The organism is Solwaraspora sp. WMMA2056, from assembly GCF_030345095.1.
In the GTDB taxonomy this organism is placed as follows: Bacteria; Actinomycetota; Actinomycetes; order Mycobacteriales; family Micromonosporaceae; genus Micromonospora_E.
The window spans coordinates 5,320,618-5,335,489 of sequence record NZ_CP128360.1; the positions used below are offsets into that span (position 1 = coordinate 5,320,618).

16 protein-coding genes are annotated in these 14,872 nt (G+C 71.6%); 5 read left to right on the forward strand and 11 right to left on the reverse strand.

Going from position 1 to position 14,872, the window contains the following annotated elements; all coding sequences use genetic code 11:
• The first annotated feature begins 79 nt into the window (after nucleotides 1–79).
• A complete protein-coding gene (locus O7608_RS24005; protein ID WP_289206740.1) occupies nucleotides 80–514 on the forward strand; it encodes a MarR family winged helix-turn-helix transcriptional regulator in 435 nt (144 codons plus the stop codon).
• Here O7608_RS24005 and O7608_RS24010 read toward each other — a convergent pair.
• From O7608_RS24010 to O7608_RS24060, 11 genes are read right to left on the reverse strand one after another with little or no spacing between them, the layout of a single operon-like run.
• Nucleotides 493–1,539, reverse strand: coding sequence for an amidohydrolase family protein (locus O7608_RS24010; protein ID WP_421357015.1), 1,047 nt, complete (start codon nucleotides 1,537–1,539; stop codon nucleotides 493–495). The two genes, O7608_RS24005 and O7608_RS24010, sit on opposite strands and share 22 nt — an antisense overlap.
• Nucleotides 1,509–2,033: a 3-hydroxyanthranilate 3,4-dioxygenase gene (locus O7608_RS24015; RefSeq protein ID WP_289206742.1), complete on the reverse strand. Its 525-nt coding sequence runs from the start codon at nucleotides 2,031–2,033 to the stop codon at nucleotides 1,509–1,511. The genes O7608_RS24010 and O7608_RS24015 overlap by 31 nt, the downstream gene beginning before the upstream one ends.
• A 5-nt stretch (nucleotides 2,034–2,038) precedes the next feature.
• Nucleotides 2,039–2,470, reverse strand: coding sequence for a RidA family protein (locus tag O7608_RS24020; protein ID WP_289206743.1), 432 nt, complete (start codon nucleotides 2,468–2,470; stop codon nucleotides 2,039–2,041).
• Nucleotides 2,467–3,246: a 2-keto-4-pentenoate hydratase gene (locus O7608_RS24025; protein WP_289206744.1), complete on the reverse strand. Its 780-nt coding sequence runs from the start codon at nucleotides 3,244–3,246 to the stop codon at nucleotides 2,467–2,469. The genes O7608_RS24020 and O7608_RS24025 overlap by 4 nt, the downstream gene beginning before the upstream one ends.
• On the reverse strand, nucleotides 3,243–4,274 hold the full coding sequence (gene dmpG, locus O7608_RS24030; RefSeq protein ID WP_289206745.1) for a 4-hydroxy-2-oxovalerate aldolase: 1,032 nt from the start codon (nucleotides 4,272–4,274) through the stop codon (nucleotides 3,243–3,245). Before dmpG ends, O7608_RS24025 begins: the two co-directional genes overlap by 4 nt.
• Nucleotides 4,271–5,197, reverse strand: coding sequence for an acetaldehyde dehydrogenase (acetylating) (locus O7608_RS24035; RefSeq protein WP_289206746.1), 927 nt, complete (start codon nucleotides 5,195–5,197; stop codon nucleotides 4,271–4,273). Before O7608_RS24035 ends, dmpG begins: the two co-directional genes overlap by 4 nt.
• Nucleotides 5,197–6,027: a 2-keto-4-pentenoate hydratase gene (locus O7608_RS24040; RefSeq protein ID WP_289206747.1), complete on the reverse strand. Its 831-nt coding sequence runs from the start codon at nucleotides 6,025–6,027 to the stop codon at nucleotides 5,197–5,199. The genes O7608_RS24035 and O7608_RS24040 overlap by 1 nt, the downstream gene beginning before the upstream one ends.
• On the reverse strand, nucleotides 6,024–7,532 hold the full coding sequence (locus O7608_RS24045; protein ID WP_289206748.1) for a 2-hydroxymuconic semialdehyde dehydrogenase: 1,509 nt from the start codon (nucleotides 7,530–7,532) through the stop codon (nucleotides 6,024–6,026). Before O7608_RS24045 ends, O7608_RS24040 begins: the two co-directional genes overlap by 4 nt.
• Nucleotides 7,529–8,914: an FAD-dependent oxidoreductase gene (locus tag O7608_RS24050; RefSeq protein WP_289206749.1), complete on the reverse strand. Its 1,386-nt coding sequence runs from the start codon at nucleotides 8,912–8,914 to the stop codon at nucleotides 7,529–7,531. The genes O7608_RS24045 and O7608_RS24050 overlap by 4 nt, the downstream gene beginning before the upstream one ends.
• On the reverse strand, nucleotides 8,907–10,196 hold the full coding sequence (gene kynU / locus O7608_RS24055) for a kynureninase (RefSeq protein ID WP_289206750.1): 1,290 nt from the start codon (nucleotides 10,194–10,196) through the stop codon (nucleotides 8,907–8,909). Before kynU ends, O7608_RS24050 begins: the two co-directional genes overlap by 8 nt.
• A gap of 11 nt (nucleotides 10,197–10,207) precedes the next feature.
• Complete coding sequence (locus O7608_RS24060) at nucleotides 10,208–11,101, reverse strand: tryptophan 2,3-dioxygenase (RefSeq protein ID WP_289206751.1); 894 nt, start codon at nucleotides 11,099–11,101, stop codon at nucleotides 10,208–10,210.
• A 142-nt stretch (nucleotides 11,102–11,243) separates the two neighbouring features.
• On the opposite strand from O7608_RS24060, the gene O7608_RS24065 reads away from it, so the two are divergent.
• The 4 genes from O7608_RS24065 (at nucleotide 11,244) to O7608_RS24080 (ending at nucleotide 14,872) form a co-directional block, all read left to right on the forward strand.
• Entirely contained in the window at nucleotides 11,244–11,681 is a 438-nt protein-coding gene (locus O7608_RS24065; RefSeq protein ID WP_282227942.1) for an Lrp/AsnC family transcriptional regulator, read from the forward strand.
• A 108-nt stretch (nucleotides 11,682–11,789) separates the two neighbouring features.
• Entirely contained in the window at nucleotides 11,790–13,061 is a 1,272-nt protein-coding gene (locus O7608_RS24070) for an AAA family ATPase (protein WP_289206752.1), read from the forward strand.
• A 3-nt stretch (nucleotides 13,062–13,064) separates the two neighbouring features.
• Nucleotides 13,065–13,691 (forward strand): RloB family protein, encoded by a 627-nt coding sequence (locus O7608_RS24075; protein WP_289206753.1) that lies wholly within the window; start codon nucleotides 13,065–13,067, stop codon nucleotides 13,689–13,691.
• A 26-nt stretch (nucleotides 13,692–13,717) separates the two neighbouring features.
• A complete protein-coding gene (locus O7608_RS24080) occupies nucleotides 13,718–14,872 on the forward strand; it encodes a MalY/PatB family protein (RefSeq protein WP_289206754.1) in 1,155 nt (384 codons plus the stop codon).

Consider the following 14,872-nt stretch of genomic DNA (forward strand, 5'->3'; position numbering starts at 1 on the left):
TTGACGACATACTTCGATACTCGAAGCGTTTCAGACCGCAATAGTTCGAGACTCGAAGCGCAAGTGGTACCGTCGGCCGGTGGACCACCGGGACCTCGTTGACGCCATCCGCGCCAACCACGAGATCTTCATGACGACCAGCGACCGGCTCGAACCCGCCCTGACCGCCCACGGGCTGACCAACGCGACCGCGCAGGCGCTGTGGGCGATCGACCCGACCGGACCGGCCCTGTCAATGAAGGCGCTCGCCGAGCGCCTGTACTGCAACGCCCCCAACCTCAGCTTCATCGCCAACCAGCTGATCGAGCGCGGACTGGTCGAGCGCAGCGTCGACCCCACCGACCGACGCGGCCGGGTGCTCGCCCTCACTGACAAGGGCCGACAGGTACGCCAGGAGATCATCGCGGCGACGCTGGAGGCGAGCCCGTTCACCGACTGCCCGCCGCAACTGCTGCACGAACTCGCCACCCTGCTCCGGCAGGTCGCCGCCGGTCAGCCGGTAAGGAACCGGTAGGCGTTGCCGCCGCTCAGGGCAGCCCGCTGGTCAGCGGTGAGGAAGTCCGCCTTGTCGATCACCGCGCCGACCGGCCGTTCCCCCAGCGGGTACGGGTAGTCGCTGCCCAGCAGCACTCGGTCGGCACCCATCGTGTCGACCAGCAGCCGCAGCGCCGCCGGGTCGAACACCACCGAATCGACGTAGAACCGGTCCAGGTAGTGGCTCGGCGGGTGCGCCGACCGGCCGCGTACCACGTCGCCCCGGCGGTGCCAGGCGTTGTCGGCGCGGCCCAGCCAGAACGGGAAGCTGCCGCCGCCGTGCGCGAAGCAGATCCGCAGCGTACGGGGTAACTGGTCGAAGCCGCCGCCGAGGATCAGCGCCAGGATCGACAGGTGGGTCTCGGCGGGCATGCCGGACAGCCAGCGGGCCATCCACCGGTCCAGCCGTGGCCCGTCCGGCATGTCCCAGGGGTGGACGAAGACGGGTGCGCCGACGTCGGCGCAGTGCCGCAGGAAGGCGACGATGCCGGCGTCGTCGAGGTCGCGGTCACCGACGTGGTTGCCGATTTCCACCCCGGCGTGCCCGGCGGCGAGGCAGCGATCCAGCTCGGCACAGGCGGCGTCCGGGTCCTGCAACGGCACTTGGCAGAACGGCACCAGCCTTCCGCCACCGGCGGCGGTGACCTCAAGGGTCAGGTCGTTGAAGATCCGGGCCACCTTGACCGCCTGGTCGGCCGGGCGATCGTAGGCGAAGAACACCGGCGTCGGGGAGACCACCTGCACGTCGACCCCGTCGGCGGCCATGTCGGCCAGCCTCGTCGCCGGGTCCCAGGTCTGCGGGCCGACCGGGCGAAACTCCGTCTCCCCGACCATGATCATGGCGGCCCGTTCGGAGTCGACGCGCAGCCACGGCCAGCCGGTCCCGCCGCACGCGGCGGCGAGATCCGGCCAGCCCTTGGGCACCAGGTGGGTGTGGACGTCGATGGTCTGCCCGGCGTCGGTCACGGCGAGGCTCAGCCCTTGCCCGGATGCAGCGCGCCGCACTTGTCGCAGGTACGCGCGGACTCGTCACCGTAGAAGGCGGTGAAGACCGGCGGCAGGTCGGCGACGATGTCGCGCACCTGCAACTCCACCTCGTGCACCAGGTTGCCGCAGTCGAGGCAGTACCACTGGAACTTCTCCAGGGTGCCCTCCTCCCGGACCCGTTCGATGACGACCCCGATCGAGCCGGCCTCGGGGCGTTGCGGCGAATGCGGCACGTAGCCGGGCAGCACCCACATCTGGCCTTCGCGGATGTGCACGGTCTGCGGACCGTCGTCGGTCATCAGGTTGACGTGCATGTTGCCTTTGACCTGGTAGAAGAATTCCTCGTACGGGTCGACGTGGAAGTCGGTGCGCTGGTTGGGGCCGCCGACGACCTGCACGATGAAATCGTCGCCGGTGGGGAACAGCTGCTTGTTGTTCACCGGCGGCTTGAGCAGATGCTCGTTCTCACTGACCCAGTGCGGGAAGTTGACCGGTTCGGCGATGTCGCTCACGGGTGTCACTCCTTCCGGGTGGGGGCGTCGGCGGGCACGACCGCGACGGCCTGGATCTCGATGAGCAGGTGCGGATGCGGCAGTTGGTGGACGGCGACGGTGGTGCGGGTCGGTCCGGTGTGGTCGAAGTGTTCGGCCCAGACCTGGTTGTAGCCGCCGAAGTCGTTCATGTTGACCAGGTACGTGGTGACGGAGACCAGGTCGGCGAGGCTGGCCCCGGCGGCGGCGAGCAGGTCGGCGATGTTGGCGATCACCACGCGGGTCTGCTCGCGGATGTCCAGCTCGGTCGTGCCGTACTCATCCACTGTGGCCCCGGCGATGGTGTTGTCGGGGCGGCGGCTCGACGTACCGGAGACGAAGATGAACCCACCGGCGACCTTGACGTGCGGGAACGCCCCGCGCGGGGTGGCCTTGCCGGCGACCAGATGCGCTGTCACAGCGTACCGCCGATCGTGGTGAAGGCGGCGGTGCCGAGCCCCTGGACGGTGCCCCGCACGTGCGCGCCGGGGGCCAGCGGCACCGCGGCGGTGGCCGCGCCGGCCAGGAAGATCCAGCCGGCTCGCAGGGCCGGGCCGTGCCGGTCGGCGAGGGCGACGCCGGCGGCGAGGGCCCGGCGCGGGTCGCCGAGGATGGCCGCCGTCGACCCGGTCTGCACCGTGCGTCCGTCCACCTCCAGCAGTACGCCGAGGTTGTCGACGCCGTCCGGGACCGGCTGCCACGGCCCGACGGTGAACAGGGCTGCCGAGGTGTTGTCGGCGATCACGTCGGGCAGCGAGAAGGTGAAGTTGGCGTACCGGGAGTCGATGACCTCCAGGGCGGGGGCGACGGCCCGGACCGCGTCGGTGAACGGCATCCCCGGTGTCGGCGGCCTGTCCAGCAGGAAGGCGATCTCCGGTTCGACCCGGGGGTGGATCAGCCCGGAGATGTCGACGCTGCCGCCGTCGGGCACCTGCGTGGTGTCGGTGAGTTGGCCGAGGATCGGGGAGTCGACGCCGACCTGCGCCATTTTCGCCTTGCTGGTCAGCCCCATCTTGACGCCGACGAGGCGTTCGCCCCGGCCGGTGCGGCGGGCGATCAGCGCCTGCTGCACCCGGTACGCGGCGTCGACGTCGACGCCGTGCGCCTCGGCGAGCTGCGGAATCGGGGTGCCGGTGACGGCCGCCTCGTCGAGCCGGGCGGCCAACCCGGCGAGGTCGACGTCTGTGCTGGTCACTGGCTGCCTCCGTGGGCGGTGTTGGCGGCGTCGGCGAGGTCGAGAGCGACGTCGGTGATCATGTCTTCCTGGCCGCCGACCATCCGGCGGCGGCCGAGTTCGATCAGGATGGACCGCACGTCGAGGCCGTAGCGGTCGGCGGCACGTTCGGCGTGGCGCAGGAAGCTGGAGTAGACGCCGGCGTAGCCGAGCGACAGGGTTTCCCGGTCGACGCGGACCGGCCGGTCCTGCAGCGGGCGGACCAGGTCCTCGGCGGCGTCCATCAGCGCGAAGGTGTCACAGCCGTGTTTCCAGCCGTGCAGGTCGGCCACGGCGGTGAAGACTTCGAGCGGGGCGTTGCCGGCCCCGGCGCCCATCCCGGCGAGGGAGGCATCGACCCGGGTGGTGCCGTGCTGCACGGCGACGACGCTGTTGGCCACGCCAAGGGAAAGGTTGTGGTGGGCGTGGATGCCGATCTGGGTGCCCGGGTCGAGCACCTCGCGGTAGGCGTCGACCCGGGCGGCGACGTCGTCCATCAGCAGCCGGCCGCCGGAGTCGGTGACGTAGACGCAGTGCGCCCCGTACGACTCCATCAGTTTGGCCTGCCCGGCGAGCCCTTCCGGGGTGTTCATGTGCGACATCATCAGGAACCCGGCGACGTCCATGCCGTTGTCGCGGGCCCATGAGATGTGCTGGGCGGCGACGTCGGCCTCGGTGCAGTGGGTGGCGATCCGGACGCTGGTGACGCCGAGGTCGCGGGCTGCCCGCAGGTCGTCGATGGTGCCGATGCCGGGCAGCAGCAACGTGGTCAACGTCGCGCGGCTGATCGACTCGGCGGCGGCGGTGATCCAGTCGGCGTCCGACGCCGCGCCGTGGCCGTAGGTGACGGACGAGCCGGCGAGGCCGTCGCCGTGGGCGACCTCGATGGCGTCGACGCCGGCCGCGTCGAGCGCGGCGGCGATCGCCCGGACCTCCTCGACGGTGTACCGGTGCCTGATGGCGTGCATGCCGTCGCGCAACGTGACGTCCTGCACGTACAGCCGGGTCATCGCTGAGCCCCCTCTCGGACAGCGACCAGACGTTCGGCGGTGCGCAGCGCCGCCGACGTCATGATGTCGAGGTTGCCGGCGTACGCGGGCAGGTAGTGCCCGGCACCGGAGACTTCGAGGAACACCGACACCTGGGTGCCGGTGAAATGGCTGCCCAGCGCCGGCACGTACGCGTCGACCGGGTCGAACTGCACCCGCTGCTTGAGTCGGTAGCCGGGCACGTACTCGGCGACCGACGCCACCATGGCCGTCACCGAGTCGGCGACCGCGCCGGTGTCGACGCCGGCCGGGATCAGGCAGTAGACGGTGTCGCGCATCAGCAGCGGCGGGTCGGCCGGGTTCAGCACGATGATCGCCTTGCCCTTGCCGGCACCGCCGACGACTTCCAGGGCGCGGGCGGTGGTCTGGGTGAACTCGTCGATGTTGGCCCGGGTGCCCGGACCGGCCGAGCGGGACGCGATCGAGGCGACGATCTCCGCGTACGCGACCGGGGCCACCGCCGCGACGGCGGCGACGACCGGTACGGTCGCCTGCCCACCGCAGGTGACCATGTTGACGTTCGGCTCGGCCAGGTGCGCGTCCAGGTTGACCGGTGGCACCACGTACGGGCCGATCGCGGCCGGGGTCAGGTCGACCACGGTCCGCCCGTGCGCCTGCAGGATCTCGTTGTTGCGCCGGTGCGCGCCGGCCGACGTGGCGTCGAAGACGAGTCGCACGTCGGCGAACTCGGGCATCGCGACCAGGCCGTCGACCCCGTCGGCGGTGGTCGCCACGCCGAGGCGGCGGGCCCGGGCCAGCCCGTCGGATTCCGGGTCGATGCCGACCATCGCCACCATCCGCAGCGACTCCGACAGCCGCAGCACCTTGATCATCAGGTCGGTGCCGATGTTGCCCGACCCGATCACCGCCACTCCGACGCCCACTACGACCCCTCCCCTGACTCGCCGTCGGCCGACCGGTCGGCCGGTTTCGCGCTGAATCTGGTCCGTACCGAGCCGAGCCCGGCGATCCGTGCCTCGTACGCCGCCCCCGGGGTGACCGGCACCATCGGGCCGAGCGCACCGGAGAGCACGACGTCGCCGGCCCGCAGCGGATCCCCGGCGGCGGCCATGGTCGACGCCAGCCAGGCGACGGCGTGCACCGGGTTGCCGAGGCAGGCGGCCCCGGCACCGACCGACACCGGTTCACCGGCCGATTCGAGCACCATGCCGCACTCGCGCAGGTCCACCGAGGCGGCCGGCACCGGCCGGTCGCCGAGGACGAACAGCCCCGACGAGGCGTTGTCCGCCACGGTGTCCACGATGGATATGTCCCAGTCGGTGATCCGGGAGTCGACGATCTCGATCGCCGGCAGCAGGAAGTCGGTGGCCCGCAGCACGTCGACCACGGTCGCCGGCCCGTCCGGCAGGTCCGCGCCGAGCACGAACGCCACCTCCGCCTCCACCCTGGGCTGGATCAGCCCGGCCAGGTCGACCTCGTCGCCGTCGGGTACCGCCATGTCGGCGAAGAGCACCCCGAAGTCGGGCTGGTAGACGCCGAACGCGGCCTGCACCGCCGGCGACGTCAGGCCGATCTTCGCGCCGACCCGGCGGCGGCCGACGGCCGACCAGCCGGCGACGGTCGCCCGCTGCACCGCGTACGCGGCGGCGACGTCACCGGTCGGCAGCAGCCGGTCCCGCAGCGGCGGGCACGGCACCCCGGTGTCGTACGCCCCGGTCAGCGCCGCGACAGCGGCCTCGATGTCCACAGTCATGTCAGATCCACACAGACGTTTGTCAGTTCGGAGTAGAAGTCGAGCGAGTGCACGCCACCCTCCCGGCCCACCCCGGAGGCCTTGACCCCGCCGAACGGGGTGCGCAGGTCCCGTAAGAACCAGGTGTTGACCCAGACGATGCCGACGTCCAGTCCGGCACCGGCCCGGTGCGCCCGCCCCACGTCACGGGTCCACACCGTCGCCGCGAGGCCGTAGTCGGAGTCGTTGGCCAGCGCGAACGCCTCCTCCTCGGTGTCGAACGGGGCGATGTGGCAGATCGGGCCGAACACCTCCTCGCGCAGCAGCCGCGCCGAGGAGCCCAGCCCGGTCAACACGGTCGGCTGCACGTACGCGCCGCCGTCGCGGGCGTCGTCGAAGGTCGGCACACCACCACCGGCGAGTACCTCGGCACCTTCGACGCGGGCCAGGTCGTAGTAGCCGAGCACCTTGTCCCGGTGACCGTGCGAGATCAGCGGCATCGTCGAGATCGTCTCGTCGGCGGGCCAGCCGTACCGGGCGTCGCGGGCGGCGGCCGCCAACCGGTCGACGAACTCGTCAAAGACCGGCCGCTGCACGTACAGCCGCTCGGTGCACAGGCACACCTGGCCGCCGTTGGTGAACGACGACCGCACCGAACCGGCGACGGCGGCGTCCAGGTCGGCGTCGGCGAAGACCAGGCCGGCGTTCTTGCCGCCCAGCTCGAACGAGACCGCCTTCACCCCGTCGGCGGCGGCCCGCATGATCGCCGACCCGGTCGCCGACTCGCCGGTGAAGGTGATCGCGTCCACGCCGGGGTGGGTAGTCAGCCACTCCCCTGCCGCGCCCGGCCCGAAGCCGTGCACCAGGTTGAACACCCCGTCGGGTACGCCAGCCGCCGCCATCACCTCGGCGAGCAGCGTCGCCGACGCCGGTGTCTCCTCACTCGGCTTGACGACGACAGCGTTGCCGCACGCCAGCGCCGGAGCGACCTTCCAGGTCAGCAGCAGCAGCGGCAGGTTCCACGGCACGATCACCGCGACGACGCCGACGGGTTTGCGGACCGCGTAGTTCAACGCCCGGCCGCCGGTCGGGGTGACCGTGGTGAACGACTCGGTCGGCGCGGTCGCGGCGATCTCCGCGAACGCCCGGAAGTTCGCCGCCCCGCGCGGAATGTCCAGGGTCCGGGCCTGGCTGACCGGCTTACCGGTGTCGGCGACCTCGGCCGCGACCAGGTCGTCGAACCGGCGGTCCAGTTCGTCGGCGACCGCCCGCAGCACCGCCGCCCGGTCCCGTTCGGCCATGCCGCCCCAGGGTCCGCGCAGCGCCGCGCGGGCCGCCGCGACGGCCGCGTCGACCGTCGCGGAGTCGGCCTCCGCGACCTCGAAGACCGTCTCGCCGGTCACCGGGGACACCTTCGGGAACCGCTTCCCGGCGTCGACGAACCGGCCGTCGACGAAGTTGCGCAGCAGGCCGGGGCCGTCGGCGGCCGGCCGGCCGGCGTACAGGTCGGGGTGCCACAGCGTCATGTTCGTCCCTTCCGGGCAGGCCCGTGTCCTCGTCGGGCAGACCCGGGTCCCTTGCGGATGGACCGGGTGACGGCGGCGCCGAGTGCCCCTACCAACAGCGCCGCCGTCCCGGCCACCGCCGCCGCCAGCACCTGGTGCTGCCGCCGGACCCGTCGCCTGACCTCGGCGTACGGGATGGTGGTGAAGGAGACCATCTCGTAGCGGGACACGTAGCGCCCCGGCAGTGCCCGTTCCAGGGCGTGTTCGACCTTGCGGAACGTCTGGAACGTCGGGGAGGCGACCTTGTCGCGCATCTCGACGAAGTTCGCCAGCGCCATCTGGGCGATCGCTTCGGCGTTGGCCTGGCGGCGGGACTGGTACAGCGGCAGTGCCGCCGCCCAGTCGCCGCCGGTGTCGTCGAGGCAGCGGTCCAGTTCGACGACGTCCTCGAAGGCGCAGTTGGCGCCCTGACCGTAGAACGGCACGACCGCGTGGGCGGCGTCGCCGAGCAGCGCCACCCGGCCGCCGACCTGCCACGGGTCGCAGCGCACCGTGCCGAGCAGACCGACCGGGTTGTGCTGGTAGTCGTCGACCAGATCCGGCGCCAGCGGCGGTACGTCCGGGTAGTGCTCGCGGAAGTGCCGTTCGATCGCGGCCGGGCTGCTCAGCGAGGCGAAACTCGACGTACCGCCGGTCGGCCAGAACAGGGTGCAGGTGAAAGAGCGGTCCGGGTTCGGCAGGGCGATCATCATCGACGTGCCGCGCGGCCAGATGTGCAGCGCACCCGGGTCGAGGGCGTAGTCGCCGCCGACCGCCGGGATGGTCAGCTCCTTGTACCCGTAGTCGAGGAAGTCGAGGCTCTCGTCGACCAGGCCGTGGGCGAGCAGCTGGCCGCGTACCGCCGAACCGGCGCCGTCGGCACCGAGCACGACCTGCGCCTGCGCGCGGACCGTGCCCTGCGGCGTGTCGAAGGTCGCCTCGCCGGAATCCGGGTCGAGGCCGACGAGCCGGTGGTCGAAGACGACGGTGACGCCGGGCGCGGCCTCGGCGGCGTCGAGCAGCGCGTTGTTGAGCGCGCCCCGGCCGATCGAGTTGATCGCCCGCTGCCCGTCGGCGCTGTACGGCTGGAAGTCCAGGTCACCGTCGACCGGGTGGATCATCCGGCCGCGCATCGGCAACGCGTCGGCGAGCACCTGGTCGGCCAGGTCGATGCGGCGCAGCGCGTCCAGACCGCGTTCGGACAGCGCCAGGTTGATCGACCGGCCGCGTTCGGCGGTGCCGCGTCGCGGGTCCGACCGCCGCTCGTAGAGGGTGACCGGCAGGCCCCGGCGGGCCAGGAAGCAGGCGAGCAGGCTGCCGGCCAGGCCGGCGCCGACCACCGCGACCGGTACGCGCTCAGACATCGTCGCCGCCTTCCGTCGGGAGGGTCGCGGCGAGCGCCCGGGCGGCCCGCCAGCAGTCGTGGTACGTCGAGTACAGCGGCACCGGGGCGAGCCGGACGATGTCCGGTTCCCTGGCGTCGGCGATCACCCCGTGTTCGTGGCGCAGCCGGGCGGTCAGCGCATGCGCACCCGACCCATCGCTGATCCGCAAAGACAGCTGGCAGCCGCGTCGGGCCGGGTCCCGTGGGGTGACGACGCTGACCGGCCGGCCCGCCACGATCTCGTCGAGCAGCTGCTCCAGGTAGCCGGTGAGCCGTTCGCTGCGTTCGCGCAGCGCCGGCATGCCGACCTCGTCGAAGATCTGCAACGAGGTACGGACCGGACCCATGGCGAAGATCGGCGGGTTGGAGATCTGCCAGGCGTCGGCGCTGGCCGGTGGCCGCGACACCGGGGTCATCTCGAACCGGGTGGCCGGCTCGGTGCTCCACCAGCCTTCGAAGCGGGCCAGCGTCGGATCGCCGTGGTGGCGTTCGTGCACGTACGCGCCGGCCAGCGCGCCCGGGCCGGAGTTGAGGTACTTGTAGGAGCACCAGGCGGCGAAGTCGACGCCCCAGTCGTGCAGCCGCAGCGGCACGTTGCCGGCGGCGTGCGCCAGGTCCCAGCCGACGACCGCGCCGGCGGCCCGGCCAGCGGCGGTGATCGTCGGGATGTCCAGCAGCTCACCAGTGAGGTAGTTGACCCCGCCGAGCAGCACCAGCGCCACCCGGTCGCCCTCGGTGCGCAGGTAGTCCACGATGTCGTCGGTGCGCAGCGTGTCCTCGCCGGGGCGGGGCCGCAGCCGGACCACCGTACGGTCGGGGTCGAGGCCGTGGAAGGCGGCCTGGCTGCGCACCGCGTAGCTGTCCGACGGGAACGCCGAGTCCTCGATGACGATCCGGGTCCGGTCGCCGGCCGGCCGGTAGAACGACACCATCAGCAGGTGCAGGTTGACCGTCAGCGAGTTCATCACCACGGCCTCGCTGGGCAGGGCGCCGACCAGTCGCGCGGCGGTGTCGGTGAGAAGTTCGTGGTACGGCAGCCACGGCCGGCCGGCCTCCAGGTGGCCTTCGACGCCGAGCCGGGCCCAGTCGTCGAGGTCGTCGAGCAGTTCGGCGCGGGTGGCCCTCGGTTGCAGACCGAGGGAGTTGCCGGCGAAGTAGGCGACGTCGGGGTGGTCGCCGCCGGTGGCCGGCGGGATGTGGAACAGGTCGCGGTGCCCGGGGTCGGCGGCGTCGCGGCGGCGGGCGTCGTCCTCAGTGAACATGCGGCAGCCTCTCACATGCCGGTCCGGGCGGACCAGATCTCCGGGAACACCACCCGGTTCATGCTGCGTTGCAGCCAGGCTAGGCCGGCGGAGCCGCCGCTGCCGACCTTGGCGCCCATGGTGCGCTGCACCGCCTTGAGATGCTTGTAGCGCCAGTCGCCGAACTGTTCGGCGACCTCGGTCAACGCCTCGCCGAGCAGCCGCAGGTGGTTGTCCGGGGTGTTGGCACGGTAGACCTCCACCCAGGCGGCCTCGACCGCCGGGTGCGGCTCGTGTTCGGTGGCGACGTCGCGGGTCAGCAGGTCGGCCGGGATGTCGTGGCCGGCGCGGGCCAGCAGGGCGATCACGTCGTCCCACAGGCTCGGCGTGTGCAGCGTCCGCTCAAGTTCGGCGTACACCTCGGGTTGGCGGCGGAACGGGCGGATCAGCGACGGGGTCCGGATGCCGAGGGTGAACTCCAGCTGCCGGTACATCGCCGACTGGAAGCCGGAGCCCTCGCCGAGCAGGTTGCGGAACCGGTTGAAGTCTGCCGGCGTCATCCAGCGCAGCGTCTGCCAGGAGGCGTTGAGCCCTTCCAGGTGCAGGGCGGCGCGGCGCAGCGGGGCGACCGCCTCCCAGACCTGGTCGGCGCGCAGCAGTCGCTGGGTTTCGCGCAGCTCGTGGCGGGTCAGCCCGAAGTACAGCTCCATGATCTGGCTGACCATCAGGAACGACATCTCGCCGGGGTCGTCGCTGAGGGTGCGCTGCAAACTGTGCAGGGTGCTGGCGTGCACGTACGCGTCGTACGGCACCCGGTCGCCGAACTCCAGGGTCGGCTCGCCGGCGTTGGCGGCGGCGCGGGCGGCGCGTTCGGCGGCGTCCACCGGCCGCACGGCCGGTGGGCTGGCCACGTCGGTGCTGTTCACGTCGGCTGCCCTCCTTTGCTGTGCCGCCCATGATTGCCGACTTGCGGTCCGTCGCTGAATACCGGATCAACGGCGGTACGCGGCCGCGACCTGCAGGTCCGTGGCTAGATTGGGGTAATCGGTTAACGAAGGGAAAGTGTCCGTGGACGAGATGGATTGGGCGCTGCTGCGTGAGTTGCAGGCCGATGCCCGACTTTCCTTCAGCGAGCTGTCCCGCCGGGTGCACCTGTCACCGCCGGCGGTCGCCGAGCGGGTCCGCCGGCTGGAGGAGTCCGGGGTGATCGGCGGCTACCACGCGCACGTCGACCTGACCCGGGCCGGCTGGACGGTGATCGCGCTGATCCGGATGTCCTGCTACGGGTCGCACTGCATCCTGCGGGACCCGCAGGTGCCGACCTGGCCGGAGATCCGGGAGATCCACCGGATCACCGGCGACGCCTGCTCGATGCTGAAGGTGGCGGCGGCGTCGATGGACGCCTTCGAGGACGTCATCGACCGGCTCGCCCCGTACGGCCAGCCGTCCAGCACGATGGTGCTCTCCACTCCGCTGGACTGGCGACCGGTCACCGCCGCCGACTGACTCAGCACCGCGTGACAGTCGACTGGACGTCGACAGAGCCGCGATTCTGTCAATTCTCGCCAGAAACTGCGGTATGGTTGCGGGGTCATGCGCTAGGAGGCAGGTGCTGTGCTGATCCGTTTCGAGGCGGCGAACTTCCGCTCGATCCTCGGACCGGTCGAGCTGTCGATGGTCGCCGTCGACCGGGACCGGCCGGCGGTGCAGCGGGTCGACAGCATCGACGAGAGCCTCCTGCCGGTCGCCGCCATCTACGGTCCCAACGCCTCCGGCAAGTCCAACGTGGTTGCGGCTCTCACCTGGCTGCGCGACGCGGTCGCCGACTCGCTGCGGTTCTGGGACGACGGGATTCCGGTCGAGCCGTTCGCGTTCGGCCACGGTCCACGGAGCCCATCGGAGTTCACCGTCGAACTGATCCTCGGCGGGGTCCGCTTCGAGTACGTCGTCGAGCTGGACGCAGACGCGATCCGCTACGAAGGCCTGTTCCACTATCCGGAACGCAAGCGGCGTCGGATCTTCGAACGCGAGGGTGACGAACTGACGCTGCAACGGGGCCTCGGCCACCTGTCGGGCACCCGTGAGCTGCTGACCAGTCGTACTCTCGCCTTGTCAGCTGCCCGGCGGTTCCGCGAACCCCTCGTTTCCGGCCCCGCCGAGGAGTTGCTGAGCGTACAGACGTTGGAGCCGGGGCCGCGTCGCCGCCCATTCGTCCGGCAGGCCCCTCATCTGGCGACCCGACACTGGTTCGAGGATGCCGCTGGGGCGCGCCAGGAAGTGCTGCCCGGGCTCGAGGACCTGCGTCCGGACCGGGCTCAGGCCCTGGCGCTGCTGAGGATGGCCGACCTCGGCATCGAGGACGTGGTGATCGACGATGGCGCAGCAGCGTCCGGCCAGGACCCGCGATCCTCGACCCGGCGACGACGAATCCGGCTGCTGCACCGTACGGGCGACGAAGCGGTCCCCTTGGACTTCGGCGCCGAATCGGAGGGGACCCGCACCTGGTTCCAGCTGATCGGCCCGGTGCTGACCGCGTTGAAGGCCGGTTCCCTGCTGCTGTTCGACGAACTGGACGCCAGCCTGCATCCGACGCTGTCCATGCAGCTCATCCGGCTGTTCACCGACCCCGCGACGAACCCCTCGGGGGCACAGCTGATCTTCACCTCGCACGACACCAGCCTGCTCAATCATCTGAACCGGGACGAGGTCTGGCTGACCGAGAAGGCAGTCGACGGCGCGACCCGCCTCGGCGCGCTGGCCGAGTTCGCCGGCGAACGCGTGCGCCGGTCGCAGAACCTGGAGAAGGCGTACCTGCACGGACGGTTCGGCGCGCTACCCGACGTCGACCGCACCGAGATCCTGCGGGCACTCGGACTGATCGGCTGACCGGTGACACCGAGACGGACGCGGGCCAAGGACCTGCGACGGCGGACCGCGACCCGCCCCGAGCGCAGAACGATCGTCATCTTCTGCGAGGGTGAGGCATCGGAGCCGGACTACCTGAACGCGCTCCGGCGGCTCCCCCACATCAGGGACAGCACCGCGATCAACATCGATATCGACCCGGACCAGGGGGTCCCGTTGACCCTGGTCAACCGGGCGATCGAGCGCAGCGCGGACGACGAGGTCGACGAGTGCTGGTGCGTGTTCGACGTCGAATGGCCCCGGCACCATCCGCACCTCGACCGGGCCATCCGGCTGGCAGCCGAACACGGCATCCGACTGGCGGTCAGCAACCCGTGCTTCGAGCTGTGGCTGATTCTGCACTTTCAGGATCAGACCGCGTTCCTCACCACCGCCGAGGCGCAACGACTGAGCCGCAAACTTGACGGCCGTACCGGCAAGCGGATCGACCCGACGCGCTACCTGCAGCAACGGCAGGCGGCGGCACGACGCGCCGCGCTGCTCGGGCGGCGGCACGACCGGAATCAGGCGACGTTCCCCAACGACAACCCCTCGTCGGGCATGTATGAACTGCTGAGGGCGGTCGAGCCGACCGCGAGCGGATCAGTGTGAACGAACGTCCTGGATCGGAGGCGACCGTGACGACAGCGCGGCAGGGGCCCTGGGTGCCGCTGGACCGGGCCCGGCAGCGGACCAGCATCAAGTGGCGGATGTATCCGCCGGACGTGCTGCCGGTGTGGGTGGCGGAGATGGACGTCGACCCGGCCGGGCCGATCGTCGAGGCGATCGACGCCGCGGTCCGCGCCGGTGACCTCGGGTACGCCACCGGGGCCGGCTACGCCGAGGCGGTCGCCGGGTTCGCGGCGACCCGCTGGGGCTGGGACGGCCTGCACCCGGCGCGCACGGCGATCGTGCCGGACGTGATGCTCGGCGCGGTCGAGATGCTGAAGCTGGTGACCGGGCCGGGCGACACCGTCGTGGTCAACCCGCCGGTGTACCCGCCGTTCTACGGGTTCCTGCGCAACCTCGACCGGCCGGTGCGGGAGGCTCCGCTCGGGTCGGACGGTCGGCTCGACCTCGACGTGCTGGCCGAGGCGTTCACCGCCGCCCGCGCGGGCGGCCGCCGGGCGGCGTACCTGCTGTGCAGCCCGCACAACCCGACGGGGACGGTGCACACCGCCGCCGAGCTGGCGGCCGTCGCCGACCTGGCCGCCCGGCACGGGGTGCGGGTGGTGGTCGACGAGATCCACGCGCCGATGACCGCCTCCGGCGTGACGTTCGTGCCGTACCTGTCGGTGCCCGGCACCGACGACGGCCTGACGCTGATCTCCGGTTCGAAGGGCTGGAACCTCGCCGGGCTCAAGGCCGCCCTCGCGGTCGCCGGGCCGGCCGCCGCCACCGACCTGGCCCGGCTGCCGCAGGAGGTCGGCCACGGGGTCAACCACCTCGGGGTCATCGCCCACACGGCGGCGTTCCGCGACGGCGGCGACTGGCTGGACACCGTACGGGCGGCGGTGGACGCCAACCGGCGGCTGCTCGCCGACCTGCTGACGGCCCACCTGCCGCAGGTGCGGTACGCACCGGGTCAGGCGACGTTCCTGGCCTGGCTGGACTGTCGTGGCCTCGGGCTCGGTGGAGATCCGGCGGCGGTGTTCCTCGACCGGGGGCGGGTGGCGCTCAGCTCGGGCATGGACTTCGGTGCCGGCGGCACCGGCCACGCCCGGTTCAACCTGGCCGCCGCCCCCGACACGATCGCCGAGGCGGTACGCCGGATGGCGGCGGCCGTCGGCTGA

Coding starts and splice junctions, on each gene's coding strand:
- O7608_RS24040 (WP_289206747.1), bottom strand. CDS start 6,027: ATGACTGTGGACATCGAGGCCGCTGTCGCGGCGCTGACCGGGGCGTAC.
- dmpG (WP_289206745.1), bottom strand. CDS start 4,274: ATGACCCGGCTGTACGTGCAGGACGTCACGTTGCGCGACGGCATGCAC.
- O7608_RS24045 (WP_289206748.1), bottom strand. CDS start 7,532: ATGACGCTGTGGCACCCCGACCTGTACGCCGGCCGGCCGGCCGCCGAC.
- kynU (WP_289206750.1), bottom strand. CDS start 10,196: ATGTTCACTGAGGACGACGCCCGCCGCCGCGACGCCGCCGACCCCGGG.
- O7608_RS24050 (WP_289206749.1), bottom strand. CDS start 8,914: ATGTCTGAGCGCGTACCGGTCGCGGTGGTCGGCGCCGGCCTGGCCGGC.